At 70.6% G+C, this 19,739-nt stretch carries 20 protein-coding genes and 1 tRNA gene; 14 read left to right on the plus strand and 7 right to left on the minus strand.

Annotation, left to right across the window (positions count from 1 at the left end; genetic code table 11):
- Nucleotides 1–131: 131 nt before the first annotated feature.
- Nucleotides 132–773 (plus strand): LytR C-terminal domain-containing protein, encoded by a 642-nt coding sequence (locus ACZ4EG_RS17380; protein WP_467791165.1) that lies wholly within the window; start codon nt 132–134, stop codon nt 771–773.
- A gap of 141 nt (nt 774–914) precedes the next feature.
- Here the strand turns inward: ACZ4EG_RS17380 and upp are convergent, their stop codons facing one another.
- Nucleotides 915–1,550 (minus strand): uracil phosphoribosyltransferase, encoded by a 636-nt coding sequence (gene upp, locus ACZ4EG_RS17385; protein ID WP_316756794.1) that lies wholly within the window; start codon nt 1,548–1,550, stop codon nt 915–917.
- A 95-nt stretch (nt 1,551–1,645) separates the two neighbouring features.
- Here upp and ACZ4EG_RS17390 point away from each other — a divergent pair, with 95 nt between their 5' ends.
- The 9 genes from ACZ4EG_RS17390 (at nt 1,646) to ACZ4EG_RS17430 (ending at nt 7,080) form a co-directional block, all read left to right on the plus strand.
- Complete coding sequence (locus ACZ4EG_RS17390; protein WP_453556630.1) at nt 1,646–1,858, plus strand: hypothetical protein; 213 nt, start codon at nt 1,646–1,648, stop codon at nt 1,856–1,858.
- Between the two features lie 313 nt (nt 1,859–2,171).
- Nucleotides 2,172–2,702: a tRNA adenosine deaminase-associated protein gene (locus ACZ4EG_RS17395; RefSeq protein ID WP_363299697.1), complete on the plus strand. Its 531-nt coding sequence runs from the start codon at nt 2,172–2,174 to the stop codon at nt 2,700–2,702.
- A gap of 56 nt (nt 2,703–2,758) precedes the next feature.
- On the plus strand, nt 2,759–3,190 hold the full coding sequence (gene tadA, locus ACZ4EG_RS17400) for a tRNA adenosine(34) deaminase TadA (RefSeq protein WP_390712324.1): 432 nt from the start codon (nt 2,759–2,761) through the stop codon (nt 3,188–3,190).
- A 67-nt stretch (nt 3,191–3,257) separates the two neighbouring features.
- A tRNA-Ser gene (locus ACZ4EG_RS17405) sits at nt 3,258–3,342 on the plus strand.
- A gap of 130 nt (nt 3,343–3,472) precedes the next feature.
- Nucleotides 3,473–3,652 carry a hypothetical protein gene (locus ACZ4EG_RS17410; protein ID WP_263210427.1) on the plus strand — a complete coding sequence of 60 codons (180 nt, stop codon included), beginning with the start codon at nt 3,473–3,475 and terminating at the stop codon, nt 3,650–3,652.
- Nucleotides 3,653–3,688: 36 nt separating this feature from the next.
- Nucleotides 3,689–3,982, plus strand: a complete 294-nt coding sequence (locus ACZ4EG_RS17415; protein WP_390712325.1) for a Dabb family protein — start codon at nt 3,689–3,691, stop codon at nt 3,980–3,982.
- A gap of 170 nt (nt 3,983–4,152) precedes the next feature.
- The gene (locus ACZ4EG_RS17420; protein WP_453556626.1) at nt 4,153–5,049 is read left to right on the plus strand and encodes an RNA polymerase sigma factor SigF; all 897 of its coding nucleotides are present in this window, start codon (nt 4,153–4,155) and stop codon (nt 5,047–5,049) included.
- Nucleotides 5,050–5,315: 266 nt separating this feature from the next.
- Nucleotides 5,316–6,254: an RNA polymerase sigma factor SigF gene (locus ACZ4EG_RS17425; protein WP_467791166.1), complete on the plus strand. Its 939-nt coding sequence runs from the start codon at nt 5,316–5,318 to the stop codon at nt 6,252–6,254.
- A 583-nt stretch (nt 6,255–6,837) separates the two neighbouring features.
- Complete coding sequence (locus ACZ4EG_RS17430) at nt 6,838–7,080, plus strand: hypothetical protein (RefSeq protein WP_453556622.1); 243 nt, start codon at nt 6,838–6,840, stop codon at nt 7,078–7,080.
- Nucleotides 7,081–7,083: 3 nt separating this feature from the next.
- Here the strand turns inward: ACZ4EG_RS17430 and ACZ4EG_RS17435 are convergent, their stop codons facing one another.
- Nucleotides 7,084–7,281 (minus strand): hypothetical protein, encoded by a 198-nt coding sequence (locus tag ACZ4EG_RS17435; protein WP_363299561.1) that lies wholly within the window; start codon nt 7,279–7,281, stop codon nt 7,084–7,086.
- 205 nt (nt 7,282–7,486) lie between these two features.
- Between ACZ4EG_RS17435 and ACZ4EG_RS17440 the strand changes: the two genes are divergently transcribed.
- The 4 genes from ACZ4EG_RS17440 (at nt 7,487) to ACZ4EG_RS17455 (ending at nt 11,982) form a co-directional block, all read left to right on the plus strand.
- Nucleotides 7,487–7,981: a MarR family winged helix-turn-helix transcriptional regulator gene (locus ACZ4EG_RS17440; protein ID WP_467791167.1), complete on the plus strand. Its 495-nt coding sequence runs from the start codon at nt 7,487–7,489 to the stop codon at nt 7,979–7,981.
- A 96-nt stretch (nt 7,982–8,077) separates the two neighbouring features.
- Nucleotides 8,078–10,540: an MFS transporter gene (locus ACZ4EG_RS17445; protein ID WP_467791371.1), complete on the plus strand. Its 2,463-nt coding sequence runs from the start codon at nt 8,078–8,080 to the stop codon at nt 10,538–10,540.
- 100 nt (nt 10,541–10,640) lie between these two features.
- Nucleotides 10,641–11,462, plus strand: a complete 822-nt coding sequence (locus ACZ4EG_RS17450) for a YceI family protein (protein WP_467791168.1) — start codon at nt 10,641–10,643, stop codon at nt 11,460–11,462.
- A 49-nt stretch (nt 11,463–11,511) separates the two neighbouring features.
- Nucleotides 11,512–11,982, plus strand: coding sequence for a PPOX class F420-dependent oxidoreductase (locus tag ACZ4EG_RS17455; protein ID WP_467791169.1), 471 nt, complete (start codon nt 11,512–11,514; stop codon nt 11,980–11,982).
- A 592-nt stretch (nt 11,983–12,574) separates the two neighbouring features.
- On the opposite strand, the gene ACZ4EG_RS17460 is transcribed toward ACZ4EG_RS17455, so the two are convergent.
- From ACZ4EG_RS17460 to ACZ4EG_RS17480, 5 genes are all read right to left on the minus strand, one after another.
- Complete coding sequence (locus tag ACZ4EG_RS17460) at nt 12,575–13,333, minus strand: TetR/AcrR family transcriptional regulator (RefSeq protein ID WP_467791170.1); 759 nt, start codon at nt 13,331–13,333, stop codon at nt 12,575–12,577.
- A gap of 177 nt (nt 13,334–13,510) precedes the next feature.
- Nucleotides 13,511–15,760, minus strand: a complete 2,250-nt coding sequence (locus tag ACZ4EG_RS17465; RefSeq protein WP_467791171.1) for an ArnT family glycosyltransferase — start codon at nt 15,758–15,760, stop codon at nt 13,511–13,513.
- A complete protein-coding gene (locus tag ACZ4EG_RS17470; RefSeq protein ID WP_467791172.1) occupies nt 15,757–17,232 on the minus strand; it encodes a bifunctional glycosyltransferase family 2/GtrA family protein in 1,476 nt (491 codons plus the stop codon). The genes ACZ4EG_RS17465 and ACZ4EG_RS17470 overlap by 4 nt, the downstream gene beginning before the upstream one ends.
- Before the next feature lie 14 nt (nt 17,233–17,246).
- Nucleotides 17,247–18,935 (minus strand): sensor histidine kinase, encoded by a 1,689-nt coding sequence (locus ACZ4EG_RS17475; protein ID WP_467791173.1) that lies wholly within the window; start codon nt 18,933–18,935, stop codon nt 17,247–17,249.
- Nucleotides 18,932–19,672, minus strand: coding sequence for a response regulator transcription factor (locus ACZ4EG_RS17480; protein ID WP_467791174.1), 741 nt, complete (start codon nt 19,670–19,672; stop codon nt 18,932–18,934). The genes ACZ4EG_RS17475 and ACZ4EG_RS17480 overlap by 4 nt, the downstream gene beginning before the upstream one ends.
- Nucleotides 19,673–19,739: the final 67 nt, after the last annotated feature.

A 19,739-nucleotide genomic window follows, 5' to 3' on the forward strand; every position in this document is an offset into this window, starting at 1 on the left:
CCCCCGGACGGTCCCCTCAGGACACCCGTACGGACACGCCCCGGTAACAGGTTGGCCCTTTCGGGTTCTCCGTTACGGCGTCGAATGATCATCTAGTAGGAATCGCCGCCGGTCCGCACTACGCTGCGCCCATGAGCATGCTGACTCCCCCCGGCATGGGTGGCCAGTACCGGATCACGGGGGACAAGTACCCGCGGATGCGCCCTCCCCGGCGCCGCGGCAGGCTTGTGTTCGGACTGGTGTCCTCCGTCGCTGTGCTCGGCCTGGTCGGCTGGGGAACCCTGCAGCTCATCGATGTCTTCACGGGCGGCGGCAAGAAGGCCGCGGCGGCCGGTTCCAAGGCGGACTGCGCGACCAAGGCGAGCCCCTCGGCCACGCCCGCGGTCGCCCTGCCCGAGCCGGGCGGGATCACCGTCAACGTCTACAACGCGACGAAGCGCTCCGGGCTCGCCAAGGCGACCGCCGACGAGCTCAAGAAGCGCGGCTTCCGCATCGGCGAGGTGGGCAACGCCTCGGCGCAGCTCGACGGGAAGATCAAGGGCACCGGGCTGCTGATCGGCCCCGCGGCCGCCGTGAACAGCTCACTGCCCGTGCTCGCCACCCAGCTCGCCTCGGCGGAGCGACGCACGGACGCCGGCCGCAAGGGCACGGACCTCGACTTCGTCATCGGCACTGACTTCAAGAGCCTCACGAAGCAGGCGGACGCCGACAAGGCCCTGACCAAACTGGCCACGCCCCGCACGACGTCCGCCGCATCGAAGAAGAACTGCTAGAGAAACCACCGGAAGTCCACACCGCCCGGAAACGCCGACGACCGGGCCGCACGGTCTGTCAGGAGACCCGGCGGAAGGTCGCCGGACGCGCTGCCGAGCGGGTCGTACGGCCTGTTCGGCCGCCCCGTACAAGCGGTAGGCCTACTCGGCCGCCCCGTACAGCCGGTCGCCCGCGTCTCCCAGGCCGGGGACGATGTAGCCGTGCTCGTTGAGGTGGTCGTCGACGGCCGCCGTCACGACCGTGACCGGCGTGCCCGCGAGCTCGCGCTCCATGAGTTCGACGCCCTCGGGGGCGGCGAGCAGCACGACCGCGGTCACGTCGTCGGCGCCGCGCTTGATCAGCTCCTGGATCGCCGCGACCAGCGTGCCGCCGGTGGCCAGCATGGGGTCAAGGACGTACACCTGGCGGCCGGAGAGGTCCTCGGGCATGCGCGAGGCGTACGTGGAGGCCTGCAGCGTCTCCTCGTTGCGGATCATGCCCAGGAAGCCCACCTCGGCGGTCGGCAGCAGCCGGACCATGCCGTCCAGCATGCCGAGCCCGGCGCGCAGGATCGGCACCACCAGCGGGCGCGGGTAGGAGAGCTTGACGCCGGTGGTGGGGGAGACCGGAGTGCGGATGTCGACGGCCTCGGTACGTACGTCCCGCGTGGCCTCGTAGGCGAGCAGGGTGACCAGTTCGTCGGCGAGCCGCCGGAAGGTCGCGGAGTCGGTGCGCTGGTCGCGCAGGGTGGTGAGCTTGTGGGCGACCAGGGGGTGGTCGACGACGTGGAGACGCATGCCCATAACAGTAACCGCGCCACACCACACCTGGCTCTGGCATCAAACCGCCCGACCGGGGGAAAGTGGGAGGGACCGACTGGGGTGGTGAGCCGATGCCTGACCTGCCTGACCGCGACTCCGAGGCCTCCGGCGAGACCGGTGCGGGTGTGTCGCCGCCGGAGACGGATGCCGAACGCCGACGGCGCCGGGCGCGGTTCCTGCACGAGCTCACCGAAGCCCGGCAGCTCCGTGACCGCGTCCAGCCACGCCGCGCCAAAGCCGCCCGGCTCCGGCACGCGATGCGCATGCGGACGTTCCGCTGGTAGGAATCCGGTAGGGAAGATCGGGTGTTGGCGAGACGTTCCCGGTAAGGCCGTGCGTGAGCGACACCCAAAGCCGCGTACGATCCGCAGGTGGCGGCAACAAGTGCGCCGGTGATACCTGCACGGACGCACGGGTTGGTCCTTTTGCGTCGTGCGATCAAAACTGCCGGACACAGGGAGCCGAAGACGTCCCCTGAACGCCTTGTTTCTGCCACGATTCCGAGTGGGTGGGGCTCGGAGCACAGCTCTCCCCGCCCAAGAACCTCCGCCGGGGGGACCCCCAACCGGCACGCCTATGACCAGTGGGAGAGTCACGGTGTACTTCGCCGCACTGCTCGCGCGCACCGAAGACGGGTGGGAAGCGAGCGACACAGAGCTCGACGATGTGGAAACCCTGTCGGATCTGGCCGACCTGGCCCGGGAAGCCAATCCCGATGAGGACACGGTGCTCGTCCTGATCGAGCAGGAGGACGCCTGGTTCGGTGTCGTCCGCGTGGACGGCGAGGACGACCCTCGCATCTACGTCTCGGACGCCGCCGCCGCTGCCCGCAGCGCGTACGGCGAACTGCTGCTCACGGACGAACTGCTGGGCCGCGAGCCCGGCTCCGACGGCCCCGACCTGGACGCCCTGGACCTCGACGGCACCGAGGACGGTGAGTCCGAGGACGGGGACGACGAGGACGGCACCTCCGCCGACGCGGTGCCGCACAGCCCGGTGGGCGACAGCGAGATCCTCGACGACCTGGGCGTGAGCGAGAAGGAGCTGCGCGCCCTGGACGCGGAGGACGCGCTGGGAGCGATCGCCGAGGCCCTGGGCGCCTCGGAGGTGCTGGAGACCGTCCGCTGACCGCCCCGGAGCCGGGCGGGGTCCCGGACCCGGTACGCGACCGCTGGCGGGCCGCGATGCGGCTCGCCCTGGACGAGGCCGGGCAGGCCGTCCGCGGCGGGGACGTCCCCGTCGGCGCCGTCGTGCTGTCCCCGGACGGTACGACGGTGCTCGCGACCGGCCACAACGAGCGCGAGGCCACCGGTGACCCCACGGCCCACGCGGAGATCCTCGCGATCCGGCGGGCCGCCGCACGGCTGGGAGAGTGGCGGCTGACCGGGTGCACCCTCGTGGTCACCCTGGAGCCCTGCACGATGTGCGCGGGAGCGCTGGTCCAGTCCCGGGTGGACCGCGTCGTCTACGGCGCCCGCGACGAGAAGGCGGGCGCGGCCGGCTCCCTGTGGGACGTCGTACGCGACCGCCGGCTCAACCATCGTCCCGAGGTGATCGAGGGCGTGCTGGCGGCGGACTCGGCCCGGCTGCTCACGGAGTTTTTCCGGGATCGGTGAAGCCCGCTTCCGGGGAGCCGGGAAACGGATTTCGGACCATGGCCCACCGTGCTGTAAGGTCTCCCTCGGTAGCGTGTCCGAGCGGCCGAAGGAGCTCGCCTCGAAAGCGAGTGTGGCGCAAGTCACCGAGGGTTCAAATCCCTCCGCTACCGCTGAAGATGGGCCCCGTCGGAAGACGGGGCCCATCGTGCATTCGGCAGAAAAACAAAGAACGTTACACTCGCCGCCGGCAACAAGGGGCCCGAAGGCCCCGTGCGAGCAGCAGAGACAGGGGAGGCCGCGGTGGCGGTGAACGGCAAGAAGATCGCCGTGTACGTGCTCGTGGTCTTCGTGCTCTATGTGATCATCACAGACCCGGCCAAGGCCGCGGACTACGTCCAGATAGGCTTCGAGGGCATTTCGGACGCCGCCAAGGCCATCGGCGACTTCTTCACATGGATCGTCGACGGAGCGAAGAGCTAAAGAGCTGAAGAGCTGAAAGAGCTGAGGGAATAGCCCATGATCCGGCACTTGGTGCTGTTCAAGCTGAACGAGGGCGTCGAGCGCGACGACCCGAGGGTCGTGGCGGGCGTCGAGGCCTTCCGGGCGCTCGGCGGGCAGATCGAGGAGCTGCGCTTCTGGGAGTGCGCCTGGAACATCAGCGACCGGCCCATCGCGTACGACTTCGCGATCAACTCGGCGGTCGAGGACCGGGACGCCCTCAAGCGCTACCTGGAGCACCCGGCCCACCAGGCGGGCGTCGCGCTGTGGCGGGAGTTCGCCACGTGGGTGATCGCCGACTACGAATTCTGAGCCGTACACCCCAGTGGCCCTCCGCCGGAACGGCGGGGGGCCTCTATGCCTCTTTAGCCCCAACTTGCCCTCAACACGGCGTTATGCGGTGCTTGCACACAGTGCACATGTCTTGTGATGCTATGACCGCTTTTGACGGATGATTGACCGATGAAGAGGTGGCGTTGACCGTGTCGGCCAGTACTGCGCCGCCCCAGGAAGAGGCGCCCGCCCCCGCATCCACGCCCACCTCCACGCCCACGCCCCTGTCCACCACGTCCACCTCGGCCACCACACCCGCGCCCGCACCCGCCCCCGAGAAGCGCCGCGGCGCCGACACCCGCGCCCTCACCCAGGTGCTCTTCGCACAGCTCAAGGACCTCCAGCCGGGCACGCCGGAGCACAACCGGGTGCGAGGGGCGCTCATCGAGGCCAATCTGCCGCTCGTGCGCTACGCGGCCGCCCGGTTCCGCTCCCGCAACGAGCCCATGGAGGACGTGGTCCAGGTCGGCACGATCGGCCTCATCAACGCCATCGACCGCTTCGACCCGGACCGGGGCGTGCAGTTCCCGACCTTCGCCATGCCGACGGTGGTGGGCGAGATCAAGCGGTACTTCCGGGACAACGTCCGCACGGTCCACGTACCGCGCCGGCTGCACGAGCTGTGGGTCCAGGTCAACAGCGCGACGGAGGACCTGACGACCGCCTTCGGACGCTCCCCCACGACCGCCGAGATCGCCGAGCGGCTGCGCATCGGCGAGGACGAGGTGCTGTCCTGCATCGAGGCCGGACGCTCGTACCACGCGACGTCCCTGGAGGCCGCCCAGGAGGGCGACGGGCTGCCGGGCCTGCTGGACCGCATCGGCTACGAGGACCCGGCCCTGGACGGCGTGGAGCACCGCGATCTGGTCCGCCACCTCCTGGTCCAACTCCCCGAACGCGAGCAGAGAATCCTTCTCCTGCGCTACTACAGCAATCTCACCCAGTCTCAGATCAGCGCGGAACTCGGCGTGTCGCAGATGCACGTCTCACGGCTACTCGCGCGTAGCTTCCAGCGGCTGCGGTCGGCGAACCGGATCGACGCGTAACCGCAAACACGATCGAGCCATCACCGGCGTGAGCGATTCGCTCACCAGGGCCGTTCCCGACAGTTGTGCGTCGAAAAACCGTCAGACCCCCTTTTTCCAGGGCTGATTCGTAACTCACATGTCGACATGTCTCTACAGCGTGTTGCCGACATGTGACATTCTGCGGGAAGCGCGTTTGCCGTGGCTCCGGCTCCGGTATTCAGGTGAAGGCTGCGTTCCTCGAAAGGATCGCCGCCGCGACCGTCCCGCGACCCAAAGGGGGTGGCATGTCCGCAGACCAGGGCAGCTCGAAGGTGCTCACGCCCACGAAGAGCGAGGCAGCGCCCAAGGAGCTCGGCGCTATCGACGTGCTCGACGACGTCACGGCCCTCCAGGCCCCTCCGGCCCCGGAGCTCCCGGCCGCCGCAGATGTCGCAGACGCCCAGGCCCTGCCGGCCTCGGCGGACATCGACACCCGCACCCTGTCCCGCTCCCTGTTCCTGCGGCTCGCCGCACTCGACGAACACAGCCCCGAGCGTGTCTACGTCCGGGACACGCTGATCGAGCTCAACCTCCCGCTCGTGCGCTACGCGGCGGCCCGCTTCCGCAGCCGCAACGAGCCGATGGAGGACATCGTCCAGGTCGGCACCATCGGCCTCATCAAGGCGATCGACCGCTTCGACTGCGAACGCGGCGTGGAGTTCCCGACGTTCGCGATGCCGACGGTCGTGGGCGAGATCAAGCGCTTCTTCCGCGACACGTCCTGGTCGGTCCGCGTCCCGCGTCGGCTCCAGGAGCTGCGGCTGGCCCTCACCAAGGCCAGCGACGAGCTCTCCCAGAAGCTGGACCGCTCCCCCACCGTCGCCGAACTGGCCGCCGTACTGGGCGTGTCCGAGGAGGACGTGGTCGACGGCCTGGCGGTCGGCAACGCCTACACGGCCTCCTCACTGGACTCCCCGGCCCCCGAGGACGACGGCGGTGAGGGCTCGCTCGCGGACCGCCTCGGCTACGAGGACACCGCCCTGGAGGGCGTGGAGTACCGCGAGTCGCTGAAGCCGCTGCTGGCCAAACTCCCGCCCCGCGAACGGCGGATCATCATGCTCCGCTTCTTCGCCAACATGACCCAGTCCCAGATCGGCGAGGAGGTCGGCATCTCCCAGATGCACGTCTCGCGTCTTCTGACCCGCACCCTGGCCCAGCTGCGCGAGGGCCTCATCTCCGACTGATCCGATCGACGATCGATCCGACCGATCCGCGCGGAAGCCCCGCACGGAGCTTCCTATTTGACGGAGTGTCAGCCACCATGGCGCGATGCTCCGGACGACATGGGTTCCATGGACGAGTGGCCGCCGAGGCGCCGTTACGGCAGCGTCGGCGGCCGTCGTCTGTCTGGGCGGACTGCTCGCGTCCTGCGCGGGCGGCAGCGGCGCCGGCGGCTACACGGCGGTGGGCCCGGCAGGCACGTCACCCCGGACGGCGGCGAGTCCGACCGGAAGGGTGACACTGACGCCGCTCGACGGAGTGACCGACGGCGGACACAACGCGCCGTCCACGCCCGGGACTTCCGAAGCGGCCCCGTCAGTAGCCCCGTCCCCCGCGCCCACCCTCGGCGACGCCCCCGAGGGCGACATCCCCGGCTCCCCGGGCACAGCTGGGACGCACCCCGGCCGCGGGACGGGTCGGCAGACATCGCCTCCCCCGTCGACGCCCGCTCCAGCTCCTGATCCGACCGAGGCACCCCCGTCCCCGGCAGCCCTCACCTGGGACCCGCCGTCCCGCGAGGACACGGACCGGCGCTGGTGCGAGAAGGTGACGGTCACCTTTCACAACTCGGGCGGAACCGCGGTCCGTTCGGGCGAGGTGACCTTCGGCACCCACATCATCGGCGCCCTCGGCATCGACTGGGCCACGATCGAGTCGACGGAGGACCTCCCGGCCCCGATCGAGGCGGCCGCACAGAAGAAACACACGTGGACGGTGTGCGTCGACGCCTGGCGCGTACCGCTGGGGATGCACATCGAGACGCGGGACGTGGCCGTCGACTGGAAGTAGCCGCTACTTCAGCGCCAGCCAGGCAACCGCCGCCACGACCGCCACCGCGACGATGACGCCGATGATCAGTCCGATGCGCGGGCCCGCCGGGGCGGAAGCCTGCTGCCTGCCCCCCTGAGGGGACTCGTCGACGAACGCGCGGAACATCTGAGTGCTGCCTGCGGGGTCGTAGTTGCCCTGGGGGCCCTGGGTGTTAGCCATGGCCCGAGACACTAGCGAATCCGGGGATGCGGCCCAAGTGGGGGGCCACCCGCATATACGGGCCATCCGCACCCACCCCCACCAGCGCATTTACGTTCGCAATACTTGCCTTTGCCAAGTTTTTGTCCCCGGCCACCCCAATTTGTTTGCCTGCAGCAACCAAACATCCCTACAGTTGCCTCAAGCAACGAATCTGGGAGGTGTGATGGCGGAGCAGGCGCAGTTCGAGGAGCTGGCGCGTCAGCTCAGCGCCGTCGGAGCGGTCAAACGGGACCTGGGGCGGATCCTTCCGCACGACTGCCCGGCCGGATCCGCGGCCGTGCTGACGCTGCTCGGCGGTCACGGGGACATGCGCATGAGCAATCTCGCCGAGCTGCTGGCCGTGGACATGTCCGTGACCAGCCGGCATGTCGCGCATGTCGCCGAGCGGGGCTGGATCGAGCGGTCCCCCGACCCCGCCGACAAGCGCTCACGCATCCTGCGCCTCACCCCCGCGGGCAGGGCCACCCTCGTCGAACTGTCCCGGCGCACCGCCGAACTGCTGGCAGAGCGCCTGAGCGACTGGACCGACGAGGAGGTCGCCCAGCTGATCCGGCTGATGACCCGGCTGCGGGCGAGCTTCGGCGACTGCCGGTCCGCCCATCCCCGCCCGACCGCCCTCGCACCCGTACTCGACACCACCACCCGTACACCCGCATAACCACGTAAGAGAAGGAAACCCATGGCAACGACCACACCGGCCGGTGTGCGGGCCCACGCCAAGCACGGGGGAGGCCACGGCCACGGCCACGCCCCCATGTCGCACCGGCAGATCATGGAGGCGCTCTCCGGGCTGCTGCTCGGCATGTTCGCCGCGATCCTGTCATCCACGATCGTCTCCAACGCCCTGCCCGAGATCATCAAGGACCTCGGCGGCGGCCAGAGCGCCTACACCTGGGTCGTCACGGCCGCGCTGCTGGCGATGACCGCCTCCACCCCGCTCTGGGGCAAGCTCGCCGACCTGGTCAGCAAGAAGGCACTCGTCCAGATAGCCCTGGTCATCTATATCGCGGGCTCGGTCGTCGCCGGACTCGCGCAGAACCCGGGCATGCTCATCGGCGCCCGTGTCATCCAGGGTCTGGGCGCCGGCGGTCTGACCGCGCTGGCCCAGATCATCATGGCCGCGATGATCTCGCCGCGGGAGCGGGGCCGCTACAGCGGTTACCTGGGTGCCACGTTCGCCGTCGCCACCGTCGGCGGCCCGCTCGTCGGCGGCGTCATCACCGACACCGACTGGCTCGGCTGGCGCTGGTGCCTCTACGTCGGAGTGCCCTTCGCGCTGATCGCGCTGGTCGTGCTGCAGAAGACGCTGCACCTGCCCGAGCACAAGCGTGAGGTCAAGGTCGACTGGGCCGGTGCCTTCTTCATCACCGCCGCCGTCAGCCTGCTGCTGATCTGGGTCACCTTCGCCGACGACAAGTACGACTGGCTGTCCTGGCAGACCTACACGATGGTCGGCGCCGCGCTCGTCCTGGCGCTGATCTTCCTCCTCATCGAGACGAAGGCCAGCGAGCCGATCATCCCGCTGCGCCTGTTCCGGAACCGCACGATCACGCTTGCCTCGCTCGCCTCCCTGTTCGTCGGCATCGCGATGTTCGCCGGCACCGTCTTCTTCAGCCAGTACTTCCAGCTGGCGCGCGACAAGTCCCCGACGATGTCGGGCGTCATGACGATCCCGATGATCACCGGCCTGTTCGTCTCCTCCACCGTCTCCGGCCAGATCATCACCAAGACCGGCAAGTGGAAGGCGTGGCTGGTCACGGGCGGTGTGCTGCTGACGGCCGGCCTGGGCCTGCTGAGCAGCATGCGCTACGACACCGACTACTGGAAGATCGCGATCTTCATGGCGGTCATGGGCCTGGGCCTCGGCATGATGATGCAGAACCTGGTCCTGTCCACCCAGAACCAGGTCGCCCCGCACGAACTCGGCGCCGCCAGCTCGGTCGTCACCTTCTTCCGGTCCCTCGGCGGTGCGATGGGCGTCTCGGCGCTCGGCTCCGTGATGGCCACCCGCATCACCCACTACGCCACGGACACGATCGGCCGGCTGAAGCCCAAGGAGCAGCTGGCTGCCGCCAAGGCCACGGGCACGGGTCAGCTGCCGGACATGGACCTGCTGCCCCCGCACATCCGCACCTGGCTGGAGAGCGCGTACGGGCACGGCATCGCCGACATCTTCCTGTACGTCACGCCGATCGCCCTCCTCGCCTTCCTGGTCACCCTGTTCATCAAGGAGGTCCCGCTGCGGACCGCGGGCGCCCTGGCCCAGGCCGCCGAGGCCAAGGCCGAGGCCCCGGCCGCCGTCGCCGCCGAGGCCCCCGCCGAGGAGGCTCCCGCCGAGGCGAAGGTGCCCAGCTGGGCCACCCCGGTCGTGGACCCGGAGGCCGGCACCGAGGCGGCCGGCACCCGGCAGCTCACCGCCGTCGCCACCGTGCCCGTCCCCCGGCAGCCCGAGCAGGGCGGTGCCCCGGTCCACGGCTTCGTGCGCGGTGCCGAGAGCGCCCCGGTCGCGCAGGCCGCGGTCACCCTGATCTCCCTCTCCGGCCGCCAGCTGGGCCGAGCGGTCGCCCAGGCCGACGGCTCCTACGGGGTGGAAGCGCCGGGCGCGGGCTCGTACGTCCTGATCGCCTCCGCGGACGGCTACCAGCCGCAGGCGTCCACGGTCGTCGTGGGTGACGACCCGGTGGCGTACGACATCCTGCTCAGCGGCACCAGCGGCCTGAGCGGCACCGTCCGGGCCGCCGGTAGCGCGCTGCCGGTCAAGGACGCGATGGTGATCGTCACCGATGTGCGCGGGGACCTGCTGGCCACCGGGATCACCGGTGAGCAGGGCGAGTTCGGCTTCGCCGAGCTGGTGCCGGGTGCGGTGACCGTCGCGGTGAACGCGGCCGGGTTCCGGCCCCGCGCGCTGCCGGTCGAGATCGGCGCCACCGGTGTCACCCGGATCGCAGTCGACCTGGACGCCGGCGCCCAGCTCCAGGGAGTCGTACGGGCCCCGCACGGCCCGCTGGCCGACGCCCGGGTGACCCTCGTGGACGCGGCGGGCAACGTGGTCGGCTCGGCCACGACCGGGACGGACGGGGCGTATGCCTTCGCCGACCTGAACAGCGGCGAGTACACCGTCATCGCGACGGGCTACCCGCCGGTGGCCACGGCCCTCACGGTGAACGGCACCGGAGTCGACGGCCACGACATCGAACTCGCCCACCCCGGCGAGTAGTTCGGCCCCGGCCCGTGCCGGGCGCGCTCCGAGCGGAGGCGCGTCCGGCACGGGCCGGTCGCGTAATGACCAATTTTTTATGTTTTGGGGAGAAAACGGGATGGCACTGACCGCGAGGATCCGTACCCGGGACGGATGGGCCGTGTCGCACGCGGTCGTCACGGTGGCCGACGGCACGGGCAGGCAGGTGCTGCGCGCCGAGGCCGACCCGGAGGGGGCCGTACGGGACACGACCGAGCTCGCGCCGGGGGCGTACACGGTGATCGTCACAGCCGTCGGGTACGCGCCCGCCGCCGCCGGCGCGATCGTCACCGCGAGCGGGCGGGCCGAGGTCGGCACGGTGACACTGGCCCGGCAGGGCGGCACCGAGCTGCCCCCGCCCGGCCGGTGGACCGTCGACCCGGCCCACTCCAGCGTGGGCGCCGTCGCCCAGCACCTCGGGATCTCCAGCGTGCGCGGCCGGTTCACAGAGTTCGCGGGCACGGTCGAGATCGCGCCCGACGACCTCACCGAGTCCCGGGTCCGGGCCGTCATCCGGGCGGCCTCCATCGACACCGGCAACGACATGCGCGACACGCATCTGCGCTCCGCGGACTTCCTGGACGTCGAGCGCCACCCCGAGATCACCTACCGCTCGACGGGCCTCGCCGCGGCCGGCGCCGACCGCTGGACGGTCCACGGCGAACTGGCGATGCACGGTGTCGTACGACCCGTCGACCTGGATCTCGCCTACCTCGGCACCGGCTCCGACCCCTGGGGCGGCACCCGCGCGGCCTTCCGGGCGACGGCGCAGCTGCACCGCGAGGACTTCGCGATGAACTACAACCAGGTCGTCCAGGCGGGCATCGCCGCCATCGGTACGACGCTGAAGGTGGAGCTGGACATCCAGGCGGTGCAGGGCGGGTCACTGCCACAGGCGTAGGCACAGCAGGTTCAGCCGGATCCGGGTCCGCTGCCTCTAGGCTGCCCCCATGGCACCGAACATCGCGACCAACACGTCCGTCTCCCTGGACGAGTTGCTGGACTTCGTACGGCCCCGTCACCGCGCCATCCTGCTGACCCGGCGGACCGACGGCGGGCCCCAGGGCTCGCCGCTGACCTGCGGGGTCGACGACTCGGGGCGGATCGTGGTCTCCACCTACCCGGAGCGCGCCAAGACCCGCAACGCCAAGCGGGACCCACGGGTCAGCCTGATCGTACTGAGCGACGACTGGAACGGCCCGTGGGTCCAGATCGACGGAACGGCGGAGGTCATCGACACCCCCGACTCGGTGGAACCGCTGGTGGAGTACTACCGCAACATCGCCGGCGAACACCCGGACTGGGCCGAGTACCGCGAGGCGATGCGCAAACAGGGCAAGTCAATCATCCGCGTCACTCCGACCCACTGGGGCCCGGTGGCCACGGGCGGCTTCCCGGCCCGGCTGGTGGCCGGGGACTGATCGCCAAGGCGCGGCTAGTCGGTTGCCCGGGTCGCCCCGGAGCGGTGGGGACCTGTGGCCACGGGCGGCTTCCCGGCCGGGCCTGGTGGCCGAAGACTGACCACCAGGCCCGGCAAGTCGATTGCCCGGGCCATCCCGGAGCACCGGGGCCCGCGGCCACCGGCGGCTCCCCGCACCGCTGGTGGCCGAAGGCCGACCAGCACGGCCCACCACCACTCGGCGGGCGGAGTCCGGCACAGCGCTCCGGAGCCTGCGGAGCAGCGCGAGGAGCGCAGGCGAACGGCCCGCGAGGCGAGGGTCGAGCAGGGCAAGTCGATCACCGGTCACCCGCCGTGATGGGGACCGGCGTCCACCGGCACTTCCCGCACGGCTGGTGGCCGAAGGCTGACCACCACGGCCCACCACCACTCGGCGGGCGGAGGTCGGCGCGGCGTTCCGGAGCCTGCGGAGCAGCGCGAGGAACGCAGGCGAACGGCCCGCGAGGCGAGGGTCGAACAGGGCAAGTCGATCACCGGTCACCCGCCGTGATGGGGACCGGCGTCCACCGGCACTTCCCGCACGGCTCGTGAGCGGGGGCTGGGCCCCCTCCCGGTCAGCCGCGGGTGACCATCGCCTCGATTCCGGAGACCAGCAGGTCCAGGGCGAAAGTGAAGTCGCGGTCCAGCATCTCCTCGACCGTGTCGCCGCCGCGGGCCGCCATGATGTCCTTGGACTCCTTGATCACGCCGGCGGTCTGCGGGGCCTCGGACACCGCGCTCATGGCGGTGCGGAAGTACTCGTCGGGGGTCAGGCCTGCGGCCTCGACCCGCGCGGCGAAGTGGCCCTCGACCGTGCCGAAGCCGTAGACGAACTGGAAGACGGCGGAGATGGCGCCCGTGACGCCGTGCGCGGGCAGTCCGGTCCGGCGGACGACCTGCTGCACCGCCCGGGAGAACGCGAGCGAGTTCGGGCCGATGTTGAGATACCGCCCGGCGAGCGGCGACAGCCAGGGGTGCCGGACGAGAAGCGCACGGTATTCCGTGGCCAGCGTGCGCAGCTGGTCGCGCCAGTCCTCGTCCCTGGCCTCCGGATCGGGCAGCCGCAGCTCGCCGTAGACCGCGTCCAGGGCGAGTTCCAGCAGGTCGTCCTTGGTGTCGACGTACCAGTACACGGACATCGCGGTGACGTGCAGCCCGGCCGCGAGCCTCCGCATCGAGAACTTGGCCAGACCCTCGGCATCCAGCAGCCGCACGGTCACCTCGGTGATCCGCTCACGATCGAGACCGGAGGGCTGCCCCGCGCGCCCGCCCCGGCGGGCCTTGCCCTCCAGCCAGACGCTCGACCGCACCGACCGCTCGGCTGCCTTGACCATCGGCGCACCTTCCTCATGAACTCCGGCCACTCATCGAAATGCTAGAACCGCAACACCCCCATAAGGGGCGCGGGACTGCGCCGATATATCGCTCCGCCATGCGGGCCCGAGCGGAACCCGAAGGGCGGGCGGCCGCAGCCACCCGCCCTTCTCCTGCCCGGCCCTGCCCGGCGATCGTCAGCTGCCGGTCTTCTGCGTGAGGTCGTAGAAGGTGGCCGAACCGACCGTCACCTTCTTGAAGTTGCTCTGCACCCACGAGGTGATCTGCGAGGACGTACCGCTGGAGCTGCCGCCCATGCCGCCGCCCATGCCACCGCCGGAGATGAAGTAGTGGATCTTGCCGTCCGCCACGTACATCTTGAACTGGGCCGGCGTCGGGGACGGGTCGGTGCCGTTGAAGCCGCCGATCGCCATCACCGGCTCGTCGGTGGCCAGCTGGTAGCTCGCGGCGTTCTGGGAGCCGATGGACGCGGCGACCCAGGTGTATTTCCCGGCGTCCGTCTCCAGCAGCTTCTTGGCCTCGGAGGAGACGCTCGCACCGTTGAGCAGGCCGACGCCACCACCGCCGCCCATGCCGCCGCCTTCACCCGGCTGACCGCCACCGGGGAAGCCCTGGCCCTGCTGACCCTGGGTAGTCCCGTTGCCATTCTGCTGGCCCTGTTGACCCTGCTGACCTTGCTGGTTCTGCCCGGGCATGCCGCCGCCGGGGAAGCCGTTCCCGTTCTGCTGACCCTGCCGGCCCTGCTGGTTCTGGCCCGGCATGCCGCCACCGAAGCCGCCGTTGCCGCCGCCCATCCCGCCGCCGGGACCGCCGCGGCCGCCGCCCATCGTGCTCGCGCCGGCCGGGCCGGCCGTGACGATGGAGCCGCTGTGGCCCTCCTGCAGCGTGCTGAGGGTGTACGCCGTAGGACCGGCCAGCGCGGCGACGAGACCGAGCGCGGCCGCACCGAGCGCCAGCCGACGGGACACGCGGCCCGCGAAGACGAGGCCCAGGGCTGCGGTCAGGCCGCCGATCAGGACCAGCCACTTCAGCCAGGGCAGATAGTCGGGGGTGCGGTTGAGCAGGACGTAGGCCCAGGCCGCGGCCGCGACGACCGACGCGGCGAGGGTGATCGACGCCCACATCTCGGCGCGCTTCTCCCACAGCAGCCCGGCGCCCATGCCGATGACGGCCGCCAGGTAGGGGGCGAGGGCCACCGTGTAGTACTGGTGGAAGATGCCCGCCATGTAGCTGAAGACGACCATGGTCATCAGCAGCGAACCGCCCCAGACCAGGAACGAACCGCGGGTGACGGAGGTCCGCCGCAGCCTGCGCGTCGCCACCAGGCCCGCGACCAGCAGGATCAGCGCGGCCGGCAGCAGCCAGGAGATCTGGCCGCCGATCTCGGAGTTGAACATCCGGTCCCAGCCGGTCTCGCCCCACATGCTCGTGCCGTTGCCGCCACCGCCGCCGCCCACGCTGCCGGTCTCGTCGCCGTTGAGACGGCCGAGGCCGTTGTAGCCGAAGGTCAGCTCCAGGAAGGAGTTGTTCTGCGAGCCGCCGATGTAGGGGCGGGAGGACGCCGGCCACAGTTCGACGATCGCGACCCACCAGCCGCCGGAGACGACCAGCGCGAGCGTGGCCAGGGCCAGCTGTCCGAAGCGCTTCTTCAGCGGCACCGGCGCGCACACCGCGTACACGATCGCCAGCGGCGGCAGGATCAGGAAGGCCTGCAGGGTCTTGGCGAGGAAGGCGAAGCCGATCGCGACACCCGCCCAGACCAGCCACTTCGTACGGCCGTCCGCAAGGGCGCGGACGACCATGTAGCAGGCGACGGCCATCAGCAGCGCCAGCATCGCGTCCGGGTTGTTGAACCGGAACATCAGCGCCGCGACGGGGGTGAGCGCGAGCACGGCGCCCGCGATCAGGCCGGACGCCGGGCTGAACCGGCGGCGTACGGCCGCGTACACCACGGCGACCGTGAGGACGCCCATGATGACCTCGGGGACCAGGATCGCCCACGAGTTGAGGCCGAAGATCCGCACCGACAGGGCCATCGGCCACAGCGAGGCCGGGGGCTTGTCGACGGTGATGGCGTTGCCCGCGTCCAGTGAGCCGAAGAAGAGCGCCTTCCAGGACTTGCTGCCCGCCTGGACGGCCGCCGAGTAGAAGGAGTTGGCGTAGCCGGAGGCGCTCAGGTTGTACAGGTAGAGCAGGAAGGTGGCGGCCAGCAGGCCGAGGAAGGCCGGGCGCACCCAGCGCGGGTCCTCGGGCCGGCCGCGCCACAGTCTCCGTACGAAGGGCTGCTGGGGCTCGCCCGACTCGGGCGTGGGAGCCGTGGGCGGCGCCGGGTCCGTGGCGGGGGTCCGTGGGGAAGCGGAGGTCGGCGGCGGGCCCCAGGAGGCGGGACCCCCGGGGTGGGCCGTCCGGTCGTGGTGCGTGGTCATCGGGCATCCCCCGGGTGGGTGTCGTGAGGGCGCACCGGCTGCAACCGCATGGTGGCGTCCCTCCAGTTGCCGTCCGCGGCTTCACCGGCGCGGAACTGGGTGGTCTGGTACGGCGTGTGCTGCGGCGGGCGCTGCGGGAGCGGCGTGCCGCCCGGCCGGTACGGGACCGTCGTCGCGTAGGTCGGCGAGGACGGGTTGTGCGCGGCCACGACCGTCGACACCTGGTCGGTGTCGCCGCGGTCCGGGAAGACCCACGCGCGGAAGAGCAGGAAGCGCAGCACCGTCGCCGCGAGGTTGGCGGCGATCAGCACGGCCAGTTCGGTGGAGTGCGCGGGGCTGCCGGTGGCCGCGTTCAGGGCGGCCAGCGAGCCGCTGGTGAGGGCGAGGCCGATGCCGAAGACGACCAGGCCCTGCGCCTGGTGCCGGACGGCTCCGCCGCGGCCGCGCACCCCGAAGGTCAGGCGCCGGTTGGCCGCGGTGTTCGCGACGGCCGAGACCAGCAGGGCGAGCGCGTTGGCGACCTGCGAGCCGGAGAACTGCCTGAAGCCGCTGTAGAGCAGGAGGTAGAAGAGCGTCGAGAGACCGCCGACGACACAGAATCCGACGAGCTGGCGGGCCAGCCCCTTGGGCACGTCCTTGATCTCGCGGTCGCGCGGGTCGTCGCCGAACGGGCGGGTGATCCGGTCCAGCGGCAGCGACCCCGTGGCCAGGGCCTTGCCCACCCGCCACACCCCCTTGAGGTCGTCGGTCGCCGTCTTCACGATATGCACGGTCGAGTCCGGGTCGTCGACCCAGTCGACGGGCACCTCGTGGATACGGAGCCCGGCCCGTTCGGCGAGGACCAGCATCTCGGTGTCGAAGAACCAGCCGGTGTCCTCGACGAGCGGCAGCAGCACCTGGGCGACATCGCGCCGGATCGCCTTGAAGCCGCACTGCGCGTCCGAGAAGCGGGCCTGCAGCGAGCCGCGCAGGATCAGGTTGTACGAGCGGCTGATGAACTCCCGCTTGGCCCCGCGCACCACGCGCGAGCTGCGGGCCAGCCGGGAGCCGATCGCCAGGTCGGAGTGACCCGAGATCAGCGGCGCCACCAGCGGCAGCAGGGCGTTGAGGTCGGTGGACAGATCGACGTCCATGTAGGCGAGGACCGGGGCGTCCGAGGCGGACCAGACGGTCCGCAGCGCACGCCCGCGGCCCTTCTGCTCCAGCCGGTAGGACCTCACCTCGGCGATCTCCGCCGCCAGCCGCGCCGCCACCCGCGGGGTGGTGTCCGTGGACGCGTTGTCCGCGACGGTGATGCGGAACGCGTACGGGAAGGTGCGCTTGAGGTGCTCGTGCAGTCTGAGCACGCAGGGCCGGAGGTCCTTCTCCTCGTTGTAGACGGGGATCACTACGTCCAGGACAGGCGTACCGGCGTCGCCGGCCGGGAGGTGCTCCCGCGCCGGCAGGGTGCCGGGAGAAGAGTCGGTTCGCATGGGAACGACTCTGGTCAAGTGCCCTGTTGCACCCATGTGGTGGCGCTGTGCTGTGCCTGTGAGTGCGACTGCCAGTTCGTTTCCGGGTCGGGCTGCGGCGGCACGGGGCCGAACGCGGGCAGATGCACCGTGAACACGGTCCGCCCCGGGATGCTGTCGACGGTGACGGCACCGCCGTGCGCGGTCGCGACGGCCTGCACGATGGCGAGTCCCAGACCGGTGGACCCGGTGGACCGGGACCGCGCGGAGTCGCCCCTGGCAAACCGCTCGAAGACGTGCGGCAGCAGCTCGGGCGGGATGCCCTGGCCGTTGTCCTCCACGTCGACGCACATCCACGGCCCGCGCCGCTGGACGCGTGCGGTGACCGTCGTACCGGGTGGGGTGTGCTTGCGGGCGTTGCCCAGCAGATTGACCAGCACCTGCTGGATGCGTGCCGCGTCCGCCGACACCAGCGCCGGTTCGTCGGGCAGGTCGAGCCGCCAGTTGTGGTCCATGCCGGCCGCGCGCGAGTCGCTGATGGTGTCCACGACCAGCGGAACGAGGTCGGTGTGCTCGAACTGGAGCGGCCGCCCGGCGTCCAGGCGCGCGAGCAGCAGCAGGTCCTCGACGAGCAGTGTCATCCGGCCCGCCTCGGACTCGATACGGCCCAGGGCGTGCCGGGTGTCGGGCCCGACCTGCTCGCGTCCGCGCCGGGTGAGCTCGGCGTACCCGCGGATGGAGGCGAGGGGAGTTCTGAGTTCATGGCTCGCGTCGGCGACGAACTGCCGCACCCGCATCTCGCTCTGCTGGCGGGCGTGCAGGGCGCCGTGCACATGGTCGAGCATCCGATTGAGCGCGGCACCCACCTGCCCGACCTCGGTGTGCGGATCGGTCTCGGACTCCGGCACCCGCTCGCTGAGGTTCACCTCGCCGGTGTGCAGGGGGAGTTCGGAGACCCGGGTGGCGGTGGTGGCGACGCGGCGCAGGGGGCGGGTGGCCAGGCCGACGAGCACGTAACCGGCGATGACGGCGGCGCCCAGGCCTGCGGCGGTGACGCTGACCTCGACGAGGATCAGGGTGTTGATGGTGTTGTTGACCTCGGTGGTCGGGAGTGCGACGTAGTACGAGTCGCTGCCGTCCCGGCTCGTGAGGTACAGGACGCGGTACTCCCCGAGGCCCGGGACGTCCACGGAGTGCGCCTGGTTGTCCCTCGCCACGGAGGCGATGGCCGCCTTCTGCGCCGTGTTGAGGTTTCTGGCGCCCATGCTCTTGAAGACACCGTTGCTGTCGCTCTGCTGCTCGGAGACGGCAGCACTGGCGATCTTGCCGTCTTCCAGGTAGGCGGCGATGGTCTTGGGCTGCGTCGGGGGCTGCTTGACGAACTTCGCGGCCCTGGCGCTCGCCGGGGTCTCGTCGTTCGCGCCGGGAAGTGCGTCCGGGGTCGTCCTCTGGTCGCCGGGCGGCTGCTTGCCGACCATGCGGCCGCCGACCGCACGCATGGCGACGTCATGCACCTTGTCGTCCAGCTGACCGTACAGGTGGTCGTGCAGAGCGAGCGTGGTCACGGTGCCGATCACCGCACACACCACCGCGATCAGCACCACCGACGCGACGACGAGCCGCGTCCGCAGGGTCCGCGGCTGTCCCTCCCCCACTCTCAGCTTCGTTCGAGCGGCGGGACCCCCATGTCTCTTCTGCGCACGCGGCCGTCGTCGACCGCTCATACCGCTGCGGGCTTGATCAGATAGCCGGCCCCACGCCGGGTGTGGATCATCGGCTCCCGGCCTGCGTCGATCTTCCTGCGCAGATACGAGATGTAGAGCTCGACCACATTGGCCTGGCCGCCGAAGTCGTACGACCACACACGGTCGAGGATCTGCGCCTTGCTGAGCACGCGCCGCGGGTTGCGCATCAGGAAACGCAGGAGTTCGAACTCGGTGGCGGTCAGGTGGATGTTCTCCCCGGCCCGCGACACCTCGTGGCTGTCCTCGTCCAGGGTGAGGTCACCGACGACGAGCACGGATTCGGACCGCCGGTCGGCGGCACCGGAGCGGCGGATGAGCCCGCGCAGCCGGGCCACGACTTCCTCCAGGCTGAACGGCTTGGTGACGTAGTCGTCGCCGCCGGCGGTGAGCCCGGCGATACGGTCCTCCACCGCGTCCTTCGCGGTCAGGAAGAGGACGGGTACGTCGGGCAGCTCGCGCCGCAGGCGCCCCAGGACCGCGAGGCCGTCCATGTCGGGCAGCATCATGTCGAGGACGACGGCGTCGGGCCGGAACTCCCGGGCGGTCTGGACGGCACCGTGTCCGTCACCGGCGCTCCTGATCTGCCAGCCCTCGTAACGGAGGGCCATGGAAAGGAGTTCGGTGATCGACAGCTCGTCGTCCACCACAAGCACTCGGACGGGGCTCCCGTCCGGCCTCAGCAGTTCGGTGCGCCTCTGGGGCGAGGTCGTGGTCATGGGGACACCTTGTCCGGGCCCTCTGAGAACACGCTTTCACCCATCTGTGTTTTCCCTGAGAAACACA

It is taken from the genome of Streptomyces sp. NPDC025638, from assembly GCF_055558775.1.